This window comes from Microvirga arvi (assembly GCF_016892765.1).
Classification (GTDB): Bacteria; Pseudomonadota; Alphaproteobacteria; order Rhizobiales; family Beijerinckiaceae; genus Microvirga; species Microvirga arvi.
The window spans coordinates 34,967-56,401 of sequence record NZ_JAFEMD010000029.1 but is presented as its reverse complement, the minus strand read 5'-3'; the positions used below and the strand labels follow the sequence as shown (position 1 = coordinate 56,401).

At 63.3% G+C, this 21,435-nt stretch carries 23 protein-coding genes and 1 tRNA gene; 1 reads left to right on the top strand and 23 read right to left on the bottom strand.

What is annotated here, in order from left to right; genetic code table 11:
* Positions 1 to 9: 9 nt before the first annotated feature.
* The 13 genes from nuoE to ILT44_RS18040 form a co-directional block, all read right to left on the bottom strand.
* Positions 10 to 1,065: an NADH-quinone oxidoreductase subunit NuoE gene (gene nuoE / locus ILT44_RS18100; RefSeq protein WP_204241009.1), complete on the bottom strand. Its 1,056-nt coding sequence runs from the start codon at positions 1,063 to 1,065 to the stop codon at positions 10 to 12.
* 113 nt (positions 1,066 to 1,178) lie between these two features.
* A complete protein-coding gene (locus ILT44_RS18095) occupies positions 1,179 to 2,369 on the bottom strand; it encodes an NADH-quinone oxidoreductase subunit D (RefSeq protein ID WP_204241008.1) in 1,191 nt (396 codons plus the stop codon).
* A gap of 20 nt (positions 2,370 to 2,389) precedes the next feature.
* Complete coding sequence (locus tag ILT44_RS18090) at positions 2,390 to 2,992, bottom strand: NADH-quinone oxidoreductase subunit C (RefSeq protein ID WP_204241007.1); 603 nt, start codon at positions 2,990 to 2,992, stop codon at positions 2,390 to 2,392.
* Positions 2,993 to 3,006: 14 nt separating this feature from the next.
* Positions 3,007 to 3,591, bottom strand: a complete 585-nt coding sequence (locus tag ILT44_RS18085; RefSeq protein ID WP_204241006.1) for a NuoB/complex I 20 kDa subunit family protein — start codon at positions 3,589 to 3,591, stop codon at positions 3,007 to 3,009.
* Positions 3,582 to 3,947, bottom strand: coding sequence for an NADH-quinone oxidoreductase subunit A (locus ILT44_RS18080; protein WP_199049922.1), 366 nt, complete (start codon positions 3,945 to 3,947; stop codon positions 3,582 to 3,584). The genes ILT44_RS18085 and ILT44_RS18080 overlap by 10 nt, the downstream gene beginning before the upstream one ends.
* 173 nt (positions 3,948 to 4,120) lie before the next feature.
* Positions 4,121 to 4,507: a low affinity iron permease family protein gene (locus ILT44_RS18075; protein ID WP_372441178.1), complete on the bottom strand. Its 387-nt coding sequence runs from the start codon at positions 4,505 to 4,507 to the stop codon at positions 4,121 to 4,123.
* Between the two features lie 94 nt (positions 4,508 to 4,601).
* Positions 4,602 to 4,678: transfer RNA gene (locus tag ILT44_RS18070), tRNA-Asp, on the bottom strand.
* Positions 4,679 to 4,831: 153 nt separating this feature from the next.
* Complete coding sequence (locus ILT44_RS18065) at positions 4,832 to 5,335, bottom strand: MerR family transcriptional regulator (protein ID WP_204241025.1); 504 nt, start codon at positions 5,333 to 5,335, stop codon at positions 4,832 to 4,834.
* Positions 5,336 to 5,357: 22 nt separating this feature from the next.
* Positions 5,358 to 5,669 (bottom strand): integration host factor subunit alpha, encoded by a 312-nt coding sequence (locus ILT44_RS18060; RefSeq protein WP_009491113.1) that lies wholly within the window; start codon positions 5,667 to 5,669, stop codon positions 5,358 to 5,360.
* 125 nt (positions 5,670 to 5,794) lie between these two features.
* Positions 5,795 to 6,772 (bottom strand): beta-ketoacyl-ACP synthase III, encoded by a 978-nt coding sequence (locus ILT44_RS18055; RefSeq protein WP_204241004.1) that lies wholly within the window; start codon positions 6,770 to 6,772, stop codon positions 5,795 to 5,797.
* Positions 6,773 to 6,864: 92 nt separating this feature from the next.
* Positions 6,865 to 7,899: a phosphate acyltransferase PlsX gene (gene plsX, locus ILT44_RS18050; protein WP_204241003.1), complete on the bottom strand. Its 1,035-nt coding sequence runs from the start codon at positions 7,897 to 7,899 to the stop codon at positions 6,865 to 6,867.
* Positions 7,900 to 8,040: 141 nt separating this feature from the next.
* Positions 8,041 to 8,556, bottom strand: a complete 516-nt coding sequence (locus ILT44_RS18045) for a YceD family protein (protein WP_204241002.1) — start codon at positions 8,554 to 8,556, stop codon at positions 8,041 to 8,043.
* Positions 8,546 to 9,100 carry a ubiquinol-cytochrome C chaperone family protein gene (locus ILT44_RS18040; protein ID WP_307826558.1) on the bottom strand — a complete coding sequence of 185 codons (555 nt, stop codon included), beginning with the start codon at positions 9,098 to 9,100 and terminating at the stop codon, positions 8,546 to 8,548. The genes ILT44_RS18045 and ILT44_RS18040 overlap by 11 nt, the downstream gene beginning before the upstream one ends.
* Positions 9,101 to 9,202: 102 nt before the next feature.
* On the opposite strand from ILT44_RS18040, the gene ILT44_RS18035 reads away from it, so the two are divergent.
* Positions 9,203 to 9,655, top strand: a complete 453-nt coding sequence (locus ILT44_RS18035; protein ID WP_204241000.1) for an outer membrane protein assembly factor BamE — start codon at positions 9,203 to 9,205, stop codon at positions 9,653 to 9,655.
* 127 nt (positions 9,656 to 9,782) lie between these two features.
* Here ILT44_RS18035 and ILT44_RS18030 read toward each other — a convergent pair whose 3' ends face one another.
* From ILT44_RS18030 to ILT44_RS17985, 10 genes are all read right to left on the bottom strand, one after another.
* Positions 9,783 to 11,909 carry a sodium-translocating pyrophosphatase gene (locus ILT44_RS18030; protein WP_239468347.1) on the bottom strand — a complete coding sequence of 709 codons (2,127 nt, stop codon included), beginning with the start codon at positions 11,907 to 11,909 and terminating at the stop codon, positions 9,783 to 9,785.
* A 157-nt stretch (positions 11,910 to 12,066) separates the two neighbouring features.
* Positions 12,067 to 13,302, bottom strand: a complete 1,236-nt coding sequence (locus ILT44_RS18025; protein WP_204240998.1) for an MFS transporter — start codon at positions 13,300 to 13,302, stop codon at positions 12,067 to 12,069.
* On the bottom strand, positions 13,277 to 14,263 hold the full coding sequence (gene thiL, locus ILT44_RS18020; RefSeq protein WP_204240997.1) for a thiamine-phosphate kinase: 987 nt from the start codon (positions 14,261 to 14,263) through the stop codon (positions 13,277 to 13,279). The genes ILT44_RS18025 and thiL overlap by 26 nt, the downstream gene beginning before the upstream one ends.
* 138 nt (positions 14,264 to 14,401) lie before the next feature.
* On the bottom strand, positions 14,402 to 14,884 hold the full coding sequence (gene nusB, locus ILT44_RS18015) for a transcription antitermination factor NusB (RefSeq protein ID WP_204240996.1): 483 nt from the start codon (positions 14,882 to 14,884) through the stop codon (positions 14,402 to 14,404).
* 2 nt (positions 14,885 to 14,886) lie between these two features.
* Positions 14,887 to 15,375: a 6,7-dimethyl-8-ribityllumazine synthase gene (ribH, locus tag ILT44_RS18010; protein WP_204240995.1), complete on the bottom strand. Its 489-nt coding sequence runs from the start codon at positions 15,373 to 15,375 to the stop codon at positions 14,887 to 14,889.
* Positions 15,376 to 15,547: 172 nt separating this feature from the next.
* On the bottom strand, positions 15,548 to 16,183 hold the full coding sequence (locus ILT44_RS18005) for a riboflavin synthase (protein ID WP_204240994.1): 636 nt from the start codon (positions 16,181 to 16,183) through the stop codon (positions 15,548 to 15,550).
* Positions 16,183 to 17,331, bottom strand: a complete 1,149-nt coding sequence (gene ribD, locus ILT44_RS18000; protein ID WP_204240993.1) for a bifunctional diaminohydroxyphosphoribosylaminopyrimidine deaminase/5-amino-6-(5-phosphoribosylamino)uracil reductase RibD — start codon at positions 17,329 to 17,331, stop codon at positions 16,183 to 16,185. Before ribD ends, ILT44_RS18005 begins: the two co-directional genes overlap by 1 nt.
* A complete protein-coding gene (nrdR, locus tag ILT44_RS17995; protein ID WP_204240992.1) occupies positions 17,328 to 17,837 on the bottom strand; it encodes a transcriptional regulator NrdR in 510 nt (169 codons plus the stop codon). Before nrdR ends, ribD begins: the two co-directional genes overlap by 4 nt.
* Before the next feature lie 489 nt (positions 17,838 to 18,326).
* Complete coding sequence (glyA, locus tag ILT44_RS17990; protein ID WP_204240991.1) at positions 18,327 to 19,631, bottom strand: serine hydroxymethyltransferase; 1,305 nt, start codon at positions 19,629 to 19,631, stop codon at positions 18,327 to 18,329.
* A 441-nt stretch (positions 19,632 to 20,072) separates the two neighbouring features.
* Positions 20,073 to 21,341: a L,D-transpeptidase family protein gene (locus ILT44_RS17985; RefSeq protein WP_204240990.1), complete on the bottom strand. Its 1,269-nt coding sequence runs from the start codon at positions 21,339 to 21,341 to the stop codon at positions 20,073 to 20,075.
* Between the last annotated feature and the right edge of the window lie 94 nt (positions 21,342 to 21,435).

Below are 21,435 nucleotides of genomic sequence, written 5' to 3'. Positions count from 1 at the left end.
ATCACTCCATCAGGACGTCTTGTTGTCTTTGGTCACGACCACGTCCGGCTTGCTCTCGCTGCCGTCGCGGCGTGTCTCGGCTTGGGCCGGCGGCGTACCGGCGACCGGAGTCGTCGGGCTATTGGGCACGGCCTCGCCACCCTTCGTGGGCGATGCCACGTAGGATTTGCCGCTCTGGGGAGCGGGCTGCGTACCCTTTTCCTTAGGCTCAACTTTGGTCGCCTTCGATGGATCGGCAGCTTCCTTCCGATCAGTCGGATTGATCGGCTTTTCGCCTTCCTTGGCGCGCTTGGCCGGCGTGTCGGCGGCATCGCTCTCGATAGCACGGCCGGCGGCAGGTTTAGCAGCCTTGGCGTCCTGCGGAACGCTGGCCGTGGCAGCCGCAGCCTCGCCAGTCTCGGCGGCCTTCGCCTGCTCATCGAAGCGCTTGCGCCAGGCGCCAACGAGCGAGCCGTCGTAGAGCACCGGGTCCTGCAGGGTGTTGACGGCCTCGAAAGGCTCGGAGCGGTTGCGGCCGATCTGGGATCCCTTCTTCACCGGCCGACCAGAGGCGAGATCATCGAGAAGCTTCTCGAAGTTCTCGGTGGTCAGATCCTCGTAATAGTCGTCGTTGATCTGCACCATGGGCGCGTTGGAACAGGCGCCCAGGCACTCGACCTCGAGCCAAGAGAAAGTGCCGTCAGTGGTGACGTGGTTCTGATCGCCGATGCGGCGTTCCAGGACTTTTCTGATGTCCCCGGCCCCGCGCAGAACGCAGGGCGTCGTGCCGCAGAACTGGATGAAATATTTTCCAACCGGCTCGAGGTTGAACATTGTGTAGAAGGTCGCCACCTCCATCACGCGGATGACCGCCATGTCGAGCTTGGCCGCCACGGCCTCGATGGCCTTGCGCGGCAACCAGCCGCCCGCCTGCTCCTGAGCCTTGCCCAGGAGAGCGATCACCGCCGAGGCTTGGCGGCCCGGCGGATACTTGGCGATTTCCTTGTCCGCAAAAGCCTCGGTCTCTGGGGAGAGAACGAAACTCTCGGGCTGCATGTCTTCAGGCGCGAGCTTACGAACGGCCATACACTCTTCTCCTCATCGTCATGGCCGGGCGTTCGCCCGGCCATACGACTTGAACCATTTCAGCACGCTTCAAAGAGCGTGGCTTCCTGCTCCCGAACCGGAGCAGGTATTCCTTAGCGGTCGACCTCACCGAACACGATATCGATCGATCCCAGAACGCCTGCCACGTCGGCCAGCATGTGGCCGCGGCACATGAAATCCATACCCTGAAGATGGGCGAAGCCCGGAGCCCGGATCCTGCAGCGATAGGCCTTGTTGGTACCGTCCGACACGAGATAGACGCCGAACTCGCCCTTCGGAGCCTCCACGGCGGCATAGACCTCGCCCGCGGGGACGTGGAAGCCTTCCGTGTAGAGCTTGAAATGGTGGATCAGCGCTTCCATGGAACGCTTCATGTCCTTGCGAGATGGCGGAGCCACCTTGCCGTCGAGGGTCGTCACAGGTCCCTGTCCGTCCGGTGCCCGCAGCTTGTCGATGCACTGGCGCATGATCCGGACGCTCTGGCGCATCTCCTCCATGCGAATGACCTGGCGGTCGTAGTTGTCGCCGTTCTTTCCTACGGGGATGTCGAATTCCATCTCCTCGTAGCACTCGTAGGGCTGCGACTTGCGCAGGTCCCAGGCGACGCCGCAGCTGCGGACGATCGGACCCGAGAAGCCCCAGCGGAAGCAGTCGTCCAGGGTGATGGTGCCGATATCGACGTTGCGCTGCTTGAAGATGCGGTTGCCGATCACGAGAGTGTCGAGGTCGTCGAGCACCTGCAGGAACGGGTCACAGAACGCTTCGATGTCGTCGATCAGCTCCGGCTGAATGTCCATGTTGACGCCGCCGGGACGGAAGTAGTTGGCATGCATCCGGGAGCCAGAGACGCGCTCATAGAAGATCATCAGCTTCTCACGCTCCTCGAATCCCCAGAGGGGCGGCGTGAGTGCGCCGACGTCCATGGCCTGCGTGGTCACGTTGAGGAGGTGGGAGAGTAGGCGCCCAATCTCAGAAAAGAGCACGCGGATCAGCTGAGCGCGCCGGGGCACCTGGATGCCGAGGAGCTTCTCGATGGCAAGGCAGTAGGCGTGTTCCTGATTCATCGGCGCGACGTAGTCGAGCCGGTCGAAATAGGGGTTGGCCTGGACGTAGGTCTTGTACTCGATCAGCTTCTCCGTGCCGCGATGGAGCAGGCCGATATGCGGATCGACGCGCTCGACCACCTCGCCGTCCAGCTCAAGCACCAGACGCAGCACGCCGTGCGCCGCCGGGTGCTGCGGCCCGAAGTTGATCGTGAAGTTGCGGATATTATGCTCGCCCATGGGTTGCCCTTTCCGCTCCTTTAAGCCTTAGCCTTCTCATCGCCCGGCAGCACGTAATCGGTGCCTTCCCAGGGAGAGAGGAAGTCGAAGTTGCGGAATTCCTGGCTGAGTTTCACCGGCTCATAGACCACGCGGCCCTGGCCGTCGTCGTAGCGGACCTCGACATAGCCGGTCATCGGGAAATCCTTGCGCAGTGGATGCCCTTCGAACCCGTAATCGGTGAGAATCCGGCGCAGATCCGGATGGCCCGAGAACAGGATGCCGTAGAGATCATAAGCCTCGCGCTCATACCAGTTCGCAGCCGGGAAGAGGCTGACCAGCGAAGGAACCGGGGTCACCTCGTCGGTCTGCACCTTAACGCGAATGCGGCGGTTATGGTGCGGCGCCAGGAAATGATAGACCACGTCGAACCGACGCTCGCGGGCCGGATAATCCGCGCCGCAGATATCGATGAAGCAGACGAACCGGCACTGCGGATCGTCCCGCAGGAAGGTCACCACCCGCACGATGTCCTCGCGGCGGGCGACGATCGTCAGCTCGTCGAAGGCAATGGCGCGGTCCTCGATCACCTCGCCAAGGGACGAAGCGATATGATCGCTCAGGGCTTGGAGCTCAGCACTCATGCAATGACCTTTGCTCAGCGCTCGATGGTACCGGTGCGGCGGATCTTCTTCTGGAGAAGGAGCACACCATAGAGGAGCGCCTCAGCCGTCGGAGGGCAGCCCGGCACATAGATGTCGACCGGCACGATGCGGTCGCAGCCACGAACCACGGAGTAGGAGAAGTGATAATAGCCGCCGCCATTGGCGCACGAGCCCATGGAGATGACGTAGCGGGGTTCCGGCATCTGGTCATAGACCTTGCGGAGCGCAGGAGCCATCTTGTTGGTGAGCGTGCCGGCCACGATCATGACATCCGACTGGCGCGGTGAGGCTCGAGGTGCGAAGCCGAACCGCTCCGCGTCGTAGCGCGGCATGGACATCTGCATCATCTCGACGGCGCAGCAGGCCAGGCCGAAGGTCATCCACATGAGCGAGCCGGTGCGGGCCCATGTGATGAGATCCTCGGTCGAGGTGACGAGGAAGCCCTTGTCGGACAGTTCCTCGTTGATGGAGACGAAATAAGGATCCGTCGATCCAACCGGCTTGCCGGTGTTCGGGTCGATAAGGCCGCGCGGGGCAGGAGCGACCAGGGTCGACTGGTTATCGGAGATCAATCCCATTCGAGGGCTCCCTTCTTCCACTCGTAGATGAAGCCGACCGTCAGGACCCCAAGGAAGATCATCATGGAGATGAAGCCGAACCAGCCGAGATTCCCGAACGTAATGGCCCAAGGGAACAAGAACGCCACCTCGAGGTCGAAAATAATGAAAAGAATGGCCACGAGGTAGAACCGCACGTCGAACTTCATGCGGGCGTCGTCGAAGGCGTTGAAGCCGCACTCGTAGGCCGACAGCTTTTCCTGGTCCGGACGGCTGTAGGCGACGATGAACGGTGCCACGAGCAGTGCCACCCCGATCAGGAGCGAGACGCCGATGAAGATTACGAGAGGCAGGTAGTCGGCGAGGAGATTCGTCATACGACACCTAGAAGGACAAGCATCCGGCCCGGGGCCGGCGATCTGCAACGCATTTAAGCCTCAGAAAGGCCTAAAACACCCCCCTGCGACATCGCGATGATTGCGCCGGAGCCTTAGCCGAGTTCCCCTTCCATGACAAGTGTTTGCACTGCCGCAAAAAGAACCATTCCAAACTAGGATATGGCCTCTTCCGCTGCTTTGGCTGCTTTGCGGTTAGCGGCAGCCTCGGCCCGGCTTGCGGCCGTCTCCGCCTTGGCTTCGCACTTGGCCCGAATCTCGTCGAGTTCCTCCTGAGTCAGATGCTCGATGCCGATGAACACATTCTGGGCGGTGCTGACCCGGATCAGCTCGTCAAGCTTGGCTTGGATCTCGGCACCGTCCCGATTCTGGGTGTTCTGGATCGGGAACACCATCAGAAAGGTGATGATGGTTGTCCCGGTGTTCACGATCAGCTGCCAGGTATCCGAGAAGCCGAAAGGGCAGACCTCGTATTTTCCCCCTGATAACGTCCAGCTTCCCCAAATCATTCCAAAATTAGGATACAAATGTACTTTGAGGATAAAAGTGCTGCCTTCAGTCAGCGGTACAGCCGCCAACCGGCCTCGCGCCAGATGCTGGCACTTGGCGCATTATCAAATCGGTTTTTGGGGAAAGTGGCGCGGGCGACGGGGCTCGAACCCGCGACCTCCGGCGTGACAGGCCGGCACTCTAACCGACTGAGCTACGCCCGCGCATTGACCGCCGAAGCGGTGTGGCTGCGGTTTAAGAGCCCCCCAGCCCCCTGTCAAGGGTGCAAAGCGTTCATTTTCGAACGCCTTCCCGAAACCTGCCTGATCGAGATAAAATCTGTATAGAACCGGAGTGCAGGGCTGTCAGGGCAGTGGTCATTCGACTCCTGAAGCTTCGCCGGCGCTTCTTAACGAGACAAGCACCCGGTCGCATTCATAGAGTTCCTCGAGAGCAGCCTTCAGACCACGAACGGCCTCCCGAGACAGTTCCTGCCGGATCGGGCCAACCGGAAGATCATCTCCTTCGAGCGATGAAACCTCGGGAGCCGCGGCGTCCTCTTCAAGGTGGTCGTCATCCCGTTCGGGATGGAGCGTGGCGAGAGTCTGCTCACCGCGGCCAACCGCTTGGACGAACCGGACTCCCTCCCCTTTCAGGATCCGCTGGACGCCTTTGATCGTATAGCCCTCTCCGTAGAGGAGATGGCGAATGCCCTTGAGAAGATCGATGTCGTCAGGACGATAGTAGCGGCGTCCGCCCCCACGCTTGAGGGGTTTGATATGGTTGAAGCGCGTTTCCCAGAAGCGCAGCACATGCTGGGGCACATCGAGATCGTCCGCGACCTCGCTGATCGTGCGGAATGCGTCGGGGCTCTTGTCCATGACGCCGCTCGCCATGTCGGGATCAATCCTCGCCTTCGAAGGTCTCACCGTTGATATGAGCCTTCAAGACATTTGAAGGCTTGAACACCATGACCCTGCGCGGATCGATCGGCACCTCGACCCCGGTTTTGGGGTTGCGGCCGACGCGCTCGCCCTTGCTGCGTACGATGAAGGAGCCGAAGGACGAGAGTTTGACGGTTTCTCCGGCGGCAAGGCTGTCGCAGATCTCCGCAAGGACCCGCTCCACGAGTTCAGCCGATTCGGTTCGGGAGAGGCCAACTTTCTGGTAAACCGCCTCGCTCAGATCCGCTCTTGTTATCGTCTTGCCAGCCATTGAACTCCCCAGCGCACTTGAATTCGTTGGTCTTATCGTCCCTGACGACGCTATGCAGATGGCTCCCTACGGTCAACTGCCAAGGTGCAACTGCCGGGTACCACCAGAGTTCAATTGCCTTGAACCTACCAGCGGATCAAGGCACTTCCCCAGGTAAAGCCGCCGCCGATGGCCTCGATCATGACAAGGTCGCCATCCTTGATCCGGCCATCCTTGCGGGCCGTATCCAAAGCGAGCGGGATCGATGCGGCCGAGGTGTTGCCGTGCTTGTTGACGGTGATGACGACCTTCTCTTGCGCGATGCCCAGCTTTTCGGCGCTCGCCGTGATGATACGCCTGTTCGCCTGGTGCGGAACGAACCATTTCAGCTCCTCGGCGCTCGTGCCGGTGGCCTTGAAGGCATCCTGCACCACGTCGGCCACCATGCCGACGGCGAACTTGAAGACCTCGCGACCTTCCATCTTCAAGACGCCGGTGGTCTTCGTGGAACCTGGGCCGCCATCGACATAGAGCTTGTCCCGGTAGCGCCCGTCGGATCTGAGGTGGGACGTCAGAACCCCGCGATCGGCGGAGGTGCCCTCCCCCTCCTGGGCCTCGAGCACGATGGCGCCTGCGCCATCTCCAAAGAGCACGCAGGTGGTGCGGTCGTTCCAGTCGAGAATCCGGGAGAAAGTCTCGGCTCCCACCACAAGCGCGCGCCTGTGCGAACCGGACTGGAGGAACTTGTCGGCAGTCGCCACGGCATAGACGAACCCCGTGCAGACCGCCTGCAGATCGAAGGCGGCTCCATGAGTCATGCCGAGGCCGGTCTGGATCATGGTCGCCGTCGACGGGAACGTATAGTCAGGCGTCGAGGTCGCACAGATGACGAGATCGATGTCATTGGCCGTCAGCCCGGCATCCGCCAAAGCCGCCTCCGCCGCCTTGATGCCGAGAACCGAGGTGGTTTCGTCATCCTCGGCGATGTGCCGCTGTTCAATGCCGGTTCGCTGCACGATCCAGTCGTGCGAGGTATCCACGAGCTTCTCAAGATCCTGGTTCGTCAGCTTGCGCCTCGGCAGATAGGAGCCGACGCCGCGTACGATGGAACGGGTGCGTTTCAAGATGCGCCTTCCTACAACATGATCCGGACAAGTGGGAACCGGGAGCCCGAAAAGATCATGCTATTCCAAAAAGTTAAGAGCATGTACATGCTCTAAGCAGTCTGCCCGACCGGATCATGCTCCAGCATGCTCCGGATCGTGTTCATCAATTCAAAGTGCGCCATGTCATAGGCGACATCGATGGCGCTGGCGAAGCCGAGATCGTCGGTGCCGCCGTGGCTTTTCACCACAACCCCCTCCAGGCCCAGGAAGACGCCGCCGTTGACCTTGCGGGGGTCCATCTTGTCCCGGAGAGCGTTAAAAGCCTGTTTCGCGAAGAGGTAGCCGATCTTCGCCATCAGGGTCCGGCTCATGGCGGAGCGGAGGTACTCGCCGATCTGCTTGGCGGTGCCTTCGGCGGTCTTCAGGGCGATGTTGCCCGTAAACCCTTCGGTCACGACCACGTCGACGGTGCCCTTGCCGATGTCGTCGCCCTCGACAAAGCCGCGATAGTCGAGGTTCGGGAGGTTCGATTCCCGGAGGATCCGGCTGGCTTCCTTGACCGCCTCGATGCCCTTGATCTCTTCCGTTCCGACATTCAGGAGCCCGACCGTCGGGCGTTCCAGGTCGAACACGATCCGGGCCATGGCTGCCCCCATGATCGCCATGTCGACCAGATGCCCTGCATCGGCTCCGATCGTTGCGCCGACGTCGAGCACGATGCTCTCACCGCGCATGGTCGGCCACATGGCGGCGATGGCCGGGCGCTCGATATGAGCCATGGTCTTCAAGCAGACCTTGGCTGTGGCCATGAGGGCGCCGGTGTTGCCGGCCGAAACCGTCGCATCCGCCTCCCCGTCGCGGACCGCCTGTACGGCACGCCACATGGAGGATTTGCCCCGCCCCACACGGATGGCCTGGCTGGGCTTCTCGTCCATGGCGATGGCCATCTCCGTGTGACGCAGCTCGGTGGCTGCCTTCAGCTTGGGATGGGCATTCAGAAGAGGCGCTACCATCGTCTCATTGCCGAACATCAGGAAGCGCAGGTCAGGGTGGCGCTCCAAGGCCAAAGCTGCGCCCGGGACTACGACGGACGGACCATGATCGCCCCCCATCGCATCAAGCGATATACGCACCGGCTTCGGCATGAACGATTATTCTTTCTTTTCAGTCATTCGACAGGGGGCGGAAAATAGCGGTTTGCGAAGGCTCCGCAACTGAATTCTGAAGGGCTCAGAAGCCGTCGATGGGGTGTGATCGGGGGTGACGTAGGGACCTCGGAAGTTCCTTTATCCGCCTTCCTTCAGCTTGTTCAGCGCCGCAAAGGGTGAATCCTTTTCATCCGAAGGATCCCGATAGTTGAAGTCGACACCCGGCTTGCGAGGGTAAGGGTCAAGCCCAAGCGCCAGAAACTCTGACGTGAGGGCTCCCAAGTCGATCTGGCCGTTCACGATCTCGTCCGGCGGCTCGTATTCATGGATGTCGGTGGGGGGCTCGGCCGGCATACCCGACGGCTCCGCGAAATCGACCTCGACCTCTTCCTCGATCATGGAATCGAAGGGATCGAGGGTCGTGACGCAGATCTGAGTGATCGATGCCTTGACCGTTCCCGTGACGTGAATGCCCTTGGCCGAGGTCTTCAGGTGGTAGTCGCCCGCGAGCGCTTGAATTGCCGGAAGTCCAAAATCCTTGGCAAGGGCGGCACATTCCTCGGCCGTGGCCTCAACATGCACATCCTGCCCCCGTGGAGGGATCTTCATGACGTCGACGAGCCGGGACAAGGGGCCCACGGTTTCAGGTGTCATCAGGTTCACTCCTTAATGCGAACTCTTCAGGCTTGGGAAAGGCCGGCCCTGTCTCCAGAAGGGCATCGAGCTTGACGGACTTCAACCCTCGATCGGCAGCAAGTGCATAACGCGCAAGGGGGGTGGCGGGTGCCTCGCTGCCATAGGCGTTGCGGCCAAGCGCCAGTGCGAACCCCGCCTCATCGCCCTCATTGAGCGGCCCGTCATAGGCATGCGCCCGTCCATAGAAGGATTCGGCGATCTTTTTCATCCGCTTCGGAACGACGGTGTCGCCTACCCCCATCTCCCTGAGGGACGCGTCCATGTCCTGAAAAAAGGCGTCGGTCAGGTCCTTGGCGACCTCATCGGCAGGCGGCGGCAGCTCGCGCAACGCACGGAGCAGCATGATCATGTGAAGTGACAGGGCCTCGAACCGCCCCTCGAGGGTGTCCGGGATGCCAAGTGACGCATAGAGCCCCGGCTCGCGCGAGGCCGTCGCCACCCTCTTGTAGAGGGAGGCTATGGTCATGCGCCGGGGGTCCTTGCGGAAGAGACTGAAGATCACGGCCTTGCCCTTCCAAGCTTGTCAAAATCGTAGCCTCGGGTTACGCCATCACCGTCCATAGGCGCAAGCTTATCCGCGCCGCATTTCTGGAAGAACCGTACGATGCGTCGATATCATCCTGTTTTGGTGCGCCTGGCTACAGTTACCTTTCTCGCCTCGTCCATGGCCGCCTGCACGGTAGGCGAGGAATTTCAACGTGGCTACGTCGTGGATGAGCGTGCTATTTCGCAGGTCAGGAAGGGCATGAGTGCCGAGCAGGTTCTCCAGACGCTCGGAACTCCCTCCACCGTCTCCACCGTCGGTAACCGGAACTGGTACTACATCAGCCAAAAGTCCCGTCGCACTCTCCGGTTCATGGGCGAGCAGGTGGTGGACCAGCAAGTGACGGCGGTCTATTTCGACAACAACCTGCGCGTCGAGCGCATTGCCCTCTACGGCCTGCAGGATGGCAGGGTCTTCGATTTCATCAGCCGCACCACACCCGCCGGCGGCGAGGAGTCGAGCTTCCTCGGCCAGATCTTCCGCGGCATGACCAGTTTCAACCCCTTCGGTTAAGCGATCTATCTCTCGGGTTCTACGATGGCCGGGCTCGCCCCGGCCATTTTCGTGTCGGAAGCCTTGGGCAGCAAAGAAAAACCCGCGGACATGCCGCGGGTTTGACTGTTTCTGAGGCCGTCGCTTCTTACGAATGCGCCAGGATGGCGAGGAGAAGCAGGGCGATGATGTTGGTGATCTTGATCGCCGGGTTCACGGCAGGGCCTGCCGTATCCTTGTAGGGATCGCCGACGGTATCGCCGGTGACGGAAGCCTTATGGGCCTCAGAGCCCTTGTGGTGGGTCGTGCCGGACGCATCCGTGAACCCATCCTCGAAGGACTTCTTGGCATTGTCCCATGCGCCGCCGCCCGAGGTCATGGAGATGGCGACGAACAGGCCCGTCACGATCACACCCAGCAGCATGGCGCCCACGGCTGAGAAAGCCTCGGACTTGCCCGCCACCCAGTAGACCACGAAATAGGTCACGATCGGCGCCAGCACCGGCAGGAGCGAGGGCACGATCATTTCCTTGATCGCCGCCCGGGTCAGCATATCGACGGCGCGTCCGTAATCCGGACGGTCCGTGCCGGCCATGATGCCCGGCTTCTCGCGGAACTGACGCCGCACTTCCTCGACCACGGCGCCGGCTGCCCGGCCCACTGCCGTCATGGCGATGCCGCCGAACAGGAAGGGAATGAGACCGCCGAACAGAAGCCCCACCACCACGTAAGGGTTGGTGAGGGAGAAGTTCGGAGCCACCCCCTGGAAGTACGGGTAGCGTGCCGCATTCTGGGTGAAGAAGTTCAGGTCCGAGGTATACGCCGCGAAGAGAACTAGGGCACCGAGGCCAGCAGAGCCGATGGCATAGCCCTTCGTCACGGCCTTCGTGGTGTTGCCGACCGCGTCCAGAGCATCCGTCGACTTGCGGACCTCCTTCGGCAGGCCTGCCATCTCGGCAATGCCGCCTGCGTTGTCGGTCACGGGACCGAAGGCGTCGAGAGCCACGATCATGCCTGCAACGCCCAGCATGGCCGTCACGGCGATGGCGATGCCGAAGAGGCCGGCCAGCTTGAAGGCCACGATGATGCCCGCAATGATGACGATGGTCGGCAGCGCGGTGGATTCCAGCGAGACCGCAAGGCCCTGGATCACGTTCGTGCCATGGCCGGTCACCGAGGACTGTGCGATGGACCGCACGGGGCGGAAACCGACGCCAGTATAGTACTCGGTGATGACGACGATGAGAGCCGTCACGGCGAGGCCGATGACGGCGCACCAGAACAGGCTCTGCCCCGTGAACTCCGCTCCCGCGATGGGTCCCAAGCCGATCATCTGCCAGGTCACAAGGCCAATGGCGATCGCCGAGAGAATGCCCGTCACGATCAGCCCCTTGTAGAGCGCGCCCATGATGGACTCGTTCTGCCCGAGCTTCACGAAGAAGGTGCCGATGATCGAGGTTACGATGCAAGCCGCGCCAATGCCGAGCGGGTACATCAGCATGGTGTCGAGGTTCGCCTGACCGGCAAAGAAGATCGCCGCGAGAACCATGGTGGCGACCACGGTCACCGCATAGGTCTCGAACAGGTCGGCCGCCATGCCCGCGCAATCCCCGACATTGTCGCCCACGTTGTCGGCGATGGTGGCCGGGTTGCGCGGATCGTCTTCCGGAATTCCGGCTTCGACCTTGCCGACCAGGTCGCCGCCCACGTCGGCGCCTTTGGTGAAGATGCCGCCGCCGAGACGGGCGAAGATCGAGATGAGCGATGCGCCGAAGCCGAGGGCGACGAGGCTGTCGATGACGACGCGATCAGCCGGGTTCAGGCCGGCGATGCGGGTGAGATAGCCGTAGTAAAGAGCCACACCGAGCAGCGCGAGACCGGCCACGAGCATTCCCGTAACGGCACCTGCCTTGAAGGCCACATCAAGACCGCCCCCGAGGGACTGGGTCGCAGCCTGGGCTGTGCGCACGTTGGCGCGGACGGAGACGTTCATGCCGATGAAGCCGGCCATGCCCGAGAGAATGGCGCCGATGGCGAAACCGATGGCAACCCGAATGCCCAGGAAATACGCAATCACTGCAAACAGGACCACGCCTACGATTGCGATCGTGAGGTATTGCCTGCGGAGATAGGCCTTTGCGCCCTCGGCAATCGCCCCGGCGATTTCCTGCATACGCTGAGAACCGGCGTCCCGCTTCATCACATCGCTGATGGCCCAGAAGCCATACGCGATCGAAAGAAGCCCGCCCAAGATAATTAGGGTCAGTGCCATCATGCCATCCTTGTTATGGGAAAGCGGAAAACCGCTCATCAAGGCTTGTTTTCTAGCCTTGACCGGTCCCTACCCCCAGCGAACTTTATACTTGGTGGCAAAAAACTAGGCGGTTCGCAATAATCCCCTCGGCGCAACCCACAGGGAAGCCCTTCATACTTTAAGCGGGTAATGTAGCCCTGGTCTTCTGCTGCCAAGCCAGCAGAACTAGCGCGATGACGACGGGCGGGAAGACCAGCCAGTTCACGCTCTCCCAGCCGCCGGCACTCAGGAGCTTTCCAGAGGAGAAGGAAGCCAGGGCGACCGAGCCGAAGATCAGGAAGTCGTTGGCCGCCTGCACCTTCGCCCGCTCCTCGGGGCGGTAGCAGTCGGTCACGAGGGCCGTCGCTCCGATGAACCCGAAGTTCCAGCCGAGGCCGAGGAGGATCAGCGTTGTCCAGAAATGAGCGATGGTGATGCCGGACAGGCCGATCACGGCGGAGAGGGCAATCAGCACGAGCCCGGCCCCCGTCACCCGGCCCTTGCCAAAGCGGGTGATCAGGCGGCCGGTGAAGAAGCTCGGGCCGAACATGGCCAGGATATGCCATTGGATGCCGAGCGCCGCCGCTCCGACCGAATGGCCGCAGCCGATCATCGCAAGAGGCGCGGCCGTCATCATGAAGGTCATGAGGCTATAGGAGACCAGGCCGGTGACCGCGGCCACGATAAAGCGCGGCTGCCGAACGATTTCCAGCAAGGGCCTGCCGCCGCCGGCATTGGTGGAGGCGATGCTCACGGGTGCCGGCCGCAGGAAGGACACGGCGATCATCGAAAGAAAGGCCAGAGTCGCTTGCCCCAGGAAGGCTCCGGCAAAGGGAGCGGCTTGAACGACATCTCGCGTCCAGATCACTGTTTGAGGACCAACGACGCCGGCGATCAGGCCTCCCGTCATCACCCAGGAGATCGCCCGCGGCTTGAAGGATTCAGAAGCAGCATCGGTCGCGGCGAACCGGTAGCTCTGGTTGAAGGACCCGTAGCTGCCGATGATCAGAGTGCCGAGGCAGAAGAGCACAAAGCTGTATGAGGCGATGCCGAAGGCCGCTATGCCGCCGCCGAACAGGCCGATCCCGGCGCCGACGATGTAGCCGATGCGTCGGCCCGATTTGCGCATGAACATCGCGGCCGGGATGGTGCCGAGCGCGAGGCCGAGGTTCAGAAGGCTGACCGGGAGCGTCGCCAGTTCCTTGTTCGTGGCGAGTGCTTGCCCCACGAGGCCGCCGAGTGACACCACGATAGAAGGACTCGACCCGCCCAGCGCCATGGCGACCGCCAGCACCACGGCATTGTGCTTGGCGATGGCGTCGCTGCTGGCAGGCGTCTGGAAGGAGGTATCAGAAATGCTGGTAGGAGCCGACATCGTAGCGTCTTTCGAGTCCGTTCATCCGAAAGACCGGCCGATCATGTCCTGAGACGACTCGGCCAATGACGGACAGGGCGACCCCTACCCTATCGGCATCTTTGCTGAAGCTGTCGAGATTCTTTTCCGGAACGGTGCAGAGAATCTCGTAGTCGTCCCCGCCGGTCAGGGCGAGGTCCAGGAGGTCAGGCGAGGCCTGCACGGCCTTGGCCGCTGCAACCGAGAGCGGCACCTGGTTCGCCTCGACCACGGCCGCGACGCCACTCGCCCGCATCATCTTGGCGAGGTCGCCGGCGAGGCCGTCCGAAACGTCCATGGCGGCACTGGCATGGCTGCGCAGGGCGGCAGCAAGCCGGTGGCGGGGCTGCGGGTGGAGATAGCGGTCGGCGAGATGCGCTCTTTCGTCCGACGACAGGTTCTCGGCCCAGCCCGGCTTGGAGCGCAGCTTCAGGCCGAAGGCTGCATCCCCGATGGTGCCGGTGAGGCAGAGGACGTCGCCCGCCCGGGCCGTGGTGCGCAGAACCATCCGGCCGGTGGGAACCTGTCCGACGGCCGTGACGGAGAGGGTCAGCGGCCCCCTCGCCCTCACCGTATCGCCGCCGAGGAGCGGGCAGGCGAAGTCGCGAGAGGCCTCTCCCAGGCCAGCAGCGAAACCGGAAAGCCAGTTCTCAGACCAGTCATCAGGCAATGCGAGGCTCAGGAGGAATCCCGAGGGCTCGGCACCCTTGGCCGCCAAATCCGAAACGTTCACGCCGAGCGCCTTGCGGGCGATGGAGCCGGGAGGATCCTCGGGCAGGAAGTGCACGCGCTCCACCAGCGCATCCATGGTGAGGACAAGGTCGTGGCCGGGCTCCGGCGTCAGGCACGCTGCATCGTCCTTGAGGTTCAAGGCTCCCTCGCCGGCAATGGGGGCGAAGAAGCGGGCGATCAGGCTGTCTTCCGAAGGTCGTTGCACACTCATGGGCAGACGCGGCTCCTTCCCTCCCCCTTGTGGGAAGGGCCAGGGTGGAGGTGTGAGTGATAACCTATTTGGCTATGGCGCCAACACCCCCACCTCCATCTCCTCCCCACAAGGGGGGAGGAGAGTTCCCAGCACGCCTTATCGTTTTCCCTGCCCCGCAGCCTTCTTTTCCAACTCGCCGGGGCGAGCCTCGCGGGCCACCTTGTCGAGAACCGCATTGACGAGACCGGGCTCGTCCTCGCCGTAGAAGCTGTGGGTGACGTCCACGTACTCGGTGATGACGACGCGGGCCGGCACATCCTTGCGGAACATCAGCTCGTAGCCGCCGCCGCGCAGGATGGCGCGGATAACCGCCTCGACGCGCTTCAGCGGCCAGTCCGTCGCCAGCGCGCCATCGATCTTCAGGTCGATCTCGCGCTGGTTCTTGACCACGCCCGAGAGGATGTCGCGGAAGAAGGCGTTGTCCGATGGCTGGAACGTGATGCCCTCGACCTCCCGGCCGATCCAGAAGGCCTCGAACTCGGCCAGGGCATCGATGACGGACTTGCCCGACACGTCCATCTGGTAGAGGGCCTGGACGGCAGCGAGGCGAGCGGCCGAGCGCTCTGCTGGCTTCGTCATGATCAGGCCTCCAGTTTCTGTTTGATGCGCAGGACGGCGAGCGCCGCTTCCACCGCGCCCCCGCCCTTATTCAATTCATTCACGCTCGCGCGGGTCCAGGCCTGCTGCTCATTCTCGACGGTCAGGATGCCGTTGGCCAGCGGAATGCGGCGCGCGACGGAGAGATCCATCAGCGCGCGGGCGCTCTCGCCGGCGACGATGTCGTAATGGCCCGTCTCGCCGCGGATCACGCAGCCCAAAGCCACGACCGCATCGTAAGGCCTGCCGGCCTTCTCTGCCGCATCGAGCGCGATGGCGATGGCGGCCGGGATCTCGAGCGCACCGTCCAGCGTCAGGACGTCCATGCCGGCCTGCGCCGCCTCGACGGCTCCTTGCGCACCGCGCAGAAGCTCATCGGCGATCTCGTCATAGAAGCGGGCTTCGACGACCAGGATGCGAGCGCCGGGAACCGGCGGGCGGGAACTTTTCGGCTTTTCGGAAGGGGCGACCATGAGTGACGACTTTCAAGACCTTCGTGAGCTTCCGTCCTCATCCTGAGGAAGGCGCGAAGCGCCGTCTCGAAGGAGGATCCAGAGAGCGCTGGAATCTCCTTCGAGACGGGCCTGCGGCCCTCCTCAGGATGAGGAAAGAGCCCTGACAAAGAGGGAAATGCTGGGCGTTCCACTACTCCCCCCGGCGCGCGTCCGCAAGCCGCGCCGCGTAGCGCGCCATGAGATCGACCTCGAGATTGAGCCTGTCGCCCACCTGCCGGTCGCCCCAGGTGGTGACGGCGAGGGTGTGGGGAATGATCAGCACGGAGAACATGTCGTCGTTGACCGAGTTCACGGTGAGCGACGTGCCGTCGAGGCAGACGGAGCCCTTCTCGGCGATGAACGGAGCCAGCGCGTGCGGCGCCTTGATCGTGAAGCGGGCGGTCGGCCCCCAGGGATCGTCGCCCGACGTGATCGCCTCCTTGGCGACGATGGCGGCGACGCTGTCTACATGACCGGTGACCATGTGCCCGCCGAGCTCGTCGCCGATCTTGAGCGAGCGCTCCAGATTGACCTTCGTGCCCGCCTGCCATTCACCGACCGTGGTGCGCTCGAGGGTCTCGGCCGCGGCATCCACATCGAACCAGCAGCCGCCATCGCGCGGACCGAAGCCCACCACCGTCAGGCATGGACCGCCGCAGGCGATGGAGGCGCCGAGCGTGATCGTGGCGGGATCGAAGGCTGAATGGATGCGCAGGCGCTTCAGGGTACCTTGAGACCCTTCCACCGTTGCGACTTCACCGACATCGGTGACGATACCCGTAAACATCAGGGTCTCTCCCAAGACATGAAAAGATCGGGGCCGATCTGTTCCTCGGCCCATAAGCTAAGATGATCCATGCGGTCCTGCAGCGCCGGGCCGAGGGCCGGAACATCGCCGAGACCCCTCGCGGAGCGGCCCGTGATCAGGACGAGATCGTCGATGAGATCGGCCTCTGCCAGGGCATCCGCCAGTTCCGGGCCGCCCTCGCAGAAGATCCGAGTCAGGCCGCGGGTGCCGAGAAGCTGCATGGCCTCCGGCAGCGAGACGCGACCGGAACCGTCCGCCGAGACCCGCAGAACCTCGACGCCGAGCGCCGAGAGAGCCCTCTCAGCGTCGACAGAAGCATCCGCCGTGGTCACGATCCAAGTCGGGATCTCCCGCGCCCCGGCCGCGACCCGCGAGGCTGGGGACGTCCTCAGCTGAGAATCGATGACGATGCGAACGGGCGAACGATTCTCCAGGCCGGCCAAGCGCACGTTCAGGAGCGGATCGTCCGCCAGCACGGTGCCAGCCCCGACCATGATGGCGTCGGCATGGGCCCGCATCAGATGGACCTTGGCGTTCGCGATTTCTCCGGTGAGCATCAGGCGCGGCCCCTGCCGGGATCCGGCAAAGCCTTCCGTGCTCCGGGCGAGCTTCACCGTCACGGCGGGCCGCCCCTTCGCGACGCGGGTGATGTGGCCCCGGTGGAGCCTCGCACCCTCTTCCGCCAAGCAGCCGACGGAGATCGGGATCCCGGCGCGACTGAATCGCTCCGGCCCCTGGCCGGCGGCGAAAGGGCTGGGATCGGGCACGCTGACCACGAGCCGGCCGATTCCGGCAGAGACGATGAGATCAGTGCAGGACGGGCCATGGTTCCGGCTGCTGCGGGCAGCGCAGGGCTCCAGGGTCACGTAAAGAGTGGCTCCACGGGCACGCTCGCCCGCCGCTTCCAGCGCCACACGCTCGGCATGGGGCCTGCCGCCCGCCTGGGTAATGCCCTGGGCGATGATGACCGGCACGTCTCCGCTCTCATCGACCAGCACGGTCCCGACCGAAGGGTTCGGCCATGTCAGCCCGAGATGGCGAGACCCGAGCGCGATCGCGAGGTGCATGAAGCGCTCGTCGTGGCTGGTTCTCTCAGGCGGCTGCCCCCCCGCGCCGGCGGCATTCATGGCTCGCTCGAAGCGCGCTTCTTCTTGGGCGGAGGCGGCAGATCCTCCTCGCCCTCGCCTTCAGCCAGCTTGCCAAGAATCTCCTCGAAATCCTTGGCCTCGCGAAAGTTCTTGTAGACGGAGGCGAAACGCACATAGGCCACGTCGTCGAGGCCCTTGAGCCCCTCCATCACGAGTTCGCCTACCTGCTCGCTCGCCACCTCGCCGTCGCTCATGCTCTCGAGCTGGCGCACGATGCCGTTGATCATGCGTTCGACCCGATCGGGCTCCACCGGGCGCTTGCGCAGGGCGACTTCGACGGATTGCTGGAGCTTGTCGCGATCGAAGGGCACGCGCCTCCCCGAGCGCTTCACCACCGTCAGCTCGCGCAGCTGCACGCGCTCGAAGGTCGTAAAGCGGCCGCCGCAATCCGGGCAGATGCGGCGGCGGCGGATGGACGAGGAATCGTCCGTGGGGCGGGAATCCTTCACCTGGGTGTCCAGGCTCCCGCAATAGGGGCAACGCATTATGAACTTACCGGTCTTGAGAAATTCGGGTCTCGCCAGACGGCACACACCCAGAAGACTGCTCCGCCAATCAGGCCGGAAGCCGCAGTCAGGCTGAAGGTTCGGAATTGCGCAATCATTATCCCAGGTGGCAGCTGTTCCCAGTTTTCGTAAATTCCGATCCACATTCCGGGACTTGGAAAAATCACATTTGACGCCAAACCCAGGAGGCTACCTGTCAGCGCGATGCGAGGCAGCGTCGGACGGACACGCCGACGGAGAATCAGATACACGGGGATCCCGAAAAGAATGGTACACGCGGCCGCTATGGTCAGGGCGAAGAGAAGGCTTATCAGCGCCAAGGAAGGAGGAAAGGAATTAGGAGGGGAGTCAACACGGGACAACAGCCCCAACGCCAGCGTCGCGCACAAGGGCGCCATCACAAAACCGAGGATAAGCCGACCAATTCCCGGCTGAGGAAAATGTTCCGGCCTCGCCACGACGCCCCTCTTACCCGTAGATCGGGAAGCGGCGGGTCAGCTCGTGAACGCGCTGCTTCACCGACTCTTCGACCGACGTATTGGTCTCGTCACCGTTATGCGCCAGGCCGTCCAGGGCCTCGACGATCAGCTCGCCCACCTTCTTGAACTCGGCCACGCCGAAGCCGCGCGAGGTGGCCGCCGGGGTGCCGAGGCGGATGCCGGAGGTGACCATCGGCTTTTCGGGATCGAAGGGCACGCCGTTCTTGTTGCAGGTGATGTGCGCGCGGCCGAGCGCCGCCTCGGCGGCCTTGCCGGTGAGCTTCTTCGGGCGCAGGTCCACCAGCATCAGGTGGTTGTCCGTGCCGCCGGCCACGATGGCGTAGCCGCCCGCCAGCATGGTGTCGGCCAGCACCTTGGCGTTCTCGACCACGGAGCGGGCATAGAGCTTGAACTCGGGACGGAGGGCCTCGCTGAAGGCCACGGCCTTTGCGGCGATCACGTGCATGAGCGGACCGCCCTGAAGACCGGGGAAGATGGCCGAGTTGATCTTCTTGGCGAGATCTTCCTCGTTGGTGAGGATCATGCCGCCGCGCGGGCCGCGCAGGGTCTTGTGGGTCGTCGTGGTGACCACGTGGGCGTGCGGGAACGGGGACGGATGGGCGCCGCCGGCGACAAGCCCGGCGAAATGCGCGATGTCGACCATGAAGAAGGCGCCGACCTCGTCCGCGATCTCGCGGAAACGGGCGAAGTCCCAGAACCGCGAATAGGCCGAGCCGCCGGCGACGATCACCTTCGGCTTGTGCTCGCGGGCGAGCTGCGCGACCTCGTCCATGTCGATGATCTGGTCGCTCTCGCGGACCTTGTAGCTCACCACGTTGAACCACTTGCCCGACATATTGACCGGCGAGCCATGGGTCAGGTGGCCGCCGCAGGCGAGGTCGAGGCCCATGAAGGTGTCGCCGGGCTTCATCAGCGCCATGAACACGGCCTGGTTGGCCTGGGAGCCGGAGTTCGGCTGGACATTGGCGAAGCGGCAGTCGAACAGGCGCTTGGCGCGCTCGATGGCAAGCTCCTCGGCCATGTCGACGAACTGGCAGCCGCCATAGTAGCGGCGGCCCGGGTAGCCCTCCGCATACTTGTTGGTCATCACCGAGCCTTGCGCTTCCAGGACGGCGCGGGAGACGATGTTCTCGGAAGCGATCAGCTCGATCTCGTCGCGCTGGCGACCGAGCTCCAGGCCGATGGCGCGGGCGATCTCGGGATCGCTGTCGGCGAGGCTCGCCGAGAAGAAGCTGTTGGAGAGATGGGTGTGTGCCGCTTCACTCGCGCTCATGGGTACCCTCGCCTTCCTGTGAGCCCGGCTGGACACGGGCTGCTCGATCCTGGTTGCCCAGGCCTTTATCATGGCAGGCTTCGCCGCGCCAACCCGCTCACAGGACATTCCCACGCTGCTTTGGAAATGCAACAGCCCGCCGGAGGGCGGGCGGGGACCTATTCCAGCGTCATTCCGGGGCGCCAAAGGCGAGCCCGGAATCCATAAACACCACAGCTCAGAAAGAAGCTCTTGGCGTCACACGCCTTTCTGCACCGTTAGCGATTATGGATTCCGGGCTCCGCTGCGCGGCCCCGGAATGACAATGTGCGGAACACTCCTCGTGTCATGGCCGGGCCAGTCCCGGCCATCCCGATCGGAAAAGCGCCGCGCCTCTCAGAAGCGAGATCACCGGCACAAGGCCGGTGATGACGTGGAGTTTGAGACAGGTTTGAAGAAACCTCAGTTCTGCAGGAACATCTCCTGGTCCGGCTCGGTCGGGGTGCGGCTTGCCACCGGGATGGCGTTGCCGAGGCCGTCCTTGTTGTAGATGTCGTCGCGGAACTGCACGAGGCCGTCCGGGGTCGCCCAGGCGGTAACGTAGACCCAGTGGATCGGAACGGCTTGAGCCAGGCGGGCGTCGATACGCTCGCCGGACTTGAAGGTCGCGTCGATCTGCTCGCGGGTCCAGCCGGGGGTGTCCTTCAGGAGCCACTCGATGTAGTCGCGCACGTTCTGAATGCGGATGCAGCCCGAGGAGACGAAGCGGAAATCGTCGCCGAAAATGCCCTTGGACGGCGTGTCGTGCATGTAGACGCCGTGCGGGTTCGGGATGTTGATGCGGACAAACCCCATGGAGTTCAGGTCGCCGCCCGGATCCTGACGGAAACGGTAGCGGGTCGCCTCGTCCGAGAACCAGTTGATCTGGCTGGAAGGAACCTCCTGGCCGGCCGCATTGAAGATGCGGATCTTGTTCTCGCTCAGGTAGTTCGGCTCCTTCTGCATCTTCGGGATCAGGTCTTTTTTGACCACCGAGGCCGGAGCCGTCCAGAACGGGTTGAAGTTGACCTCGACCACCTTCGAGTTCAGCAGGGGCGACTGACGGTCGATCTTGCCGACGCCGGCGGCGTGGCGGGTATGCACCGTGCCGCCTTCCACCGTCTCCACGAGAGCGGCCGGGATGTTGGCGACGATGTACTTGTTGGTCAGGCCGCTGGCGAGCGTACGCAGGCGGCCCACGTTGATCTCGAGCTGCCGGATGCGCATCTCGACTGGCACGTTCATGGCAGCCACCGTGGGTGCCGTCACAGTGCCGGTGGAGCTGATGCCGTGGCGCGCCTGGAAGCGGCGCACGCCGGCCTCAACGTAGGAATCGTAGATCGGCGATTCGCCGGCGGCCGGGTCGAGGTCGCCCGTGATGATGAGGCGCTGGCGCAAGGTGACCACGGCCGGGCTCTTCGAGCCGACGCGCAGGCCCTGGACGCCCTGGACGGGCTGCCAGCCGCCGCGGGCGGCGATGTTGCGGTAGTACTCGATCATCTGCTCGGTGGCGGCGAGTGACTCGGCGGAGACCATCGGGGTCGAGGTCCGCTGCACGCGGGTGCGGGACACCGCCTCATAGTTCTGCGACCACTCGGCCTGGCTCTGAGCGAACTGTTGGGCCAGAGCTCCGGTGGCAGGCGTGAAGATCAGGGCGAGCGATCCAGTCAGGAGGTTACGGCGAGACAACATGAGCGCAGGCTCTTCCCGGTTAGAAGTGGTCGTGGCAGGAGCGGCGGACGGACGCCCGGCTCACTCCCTCTCCCAGCGATAAGTGCCGGGATAG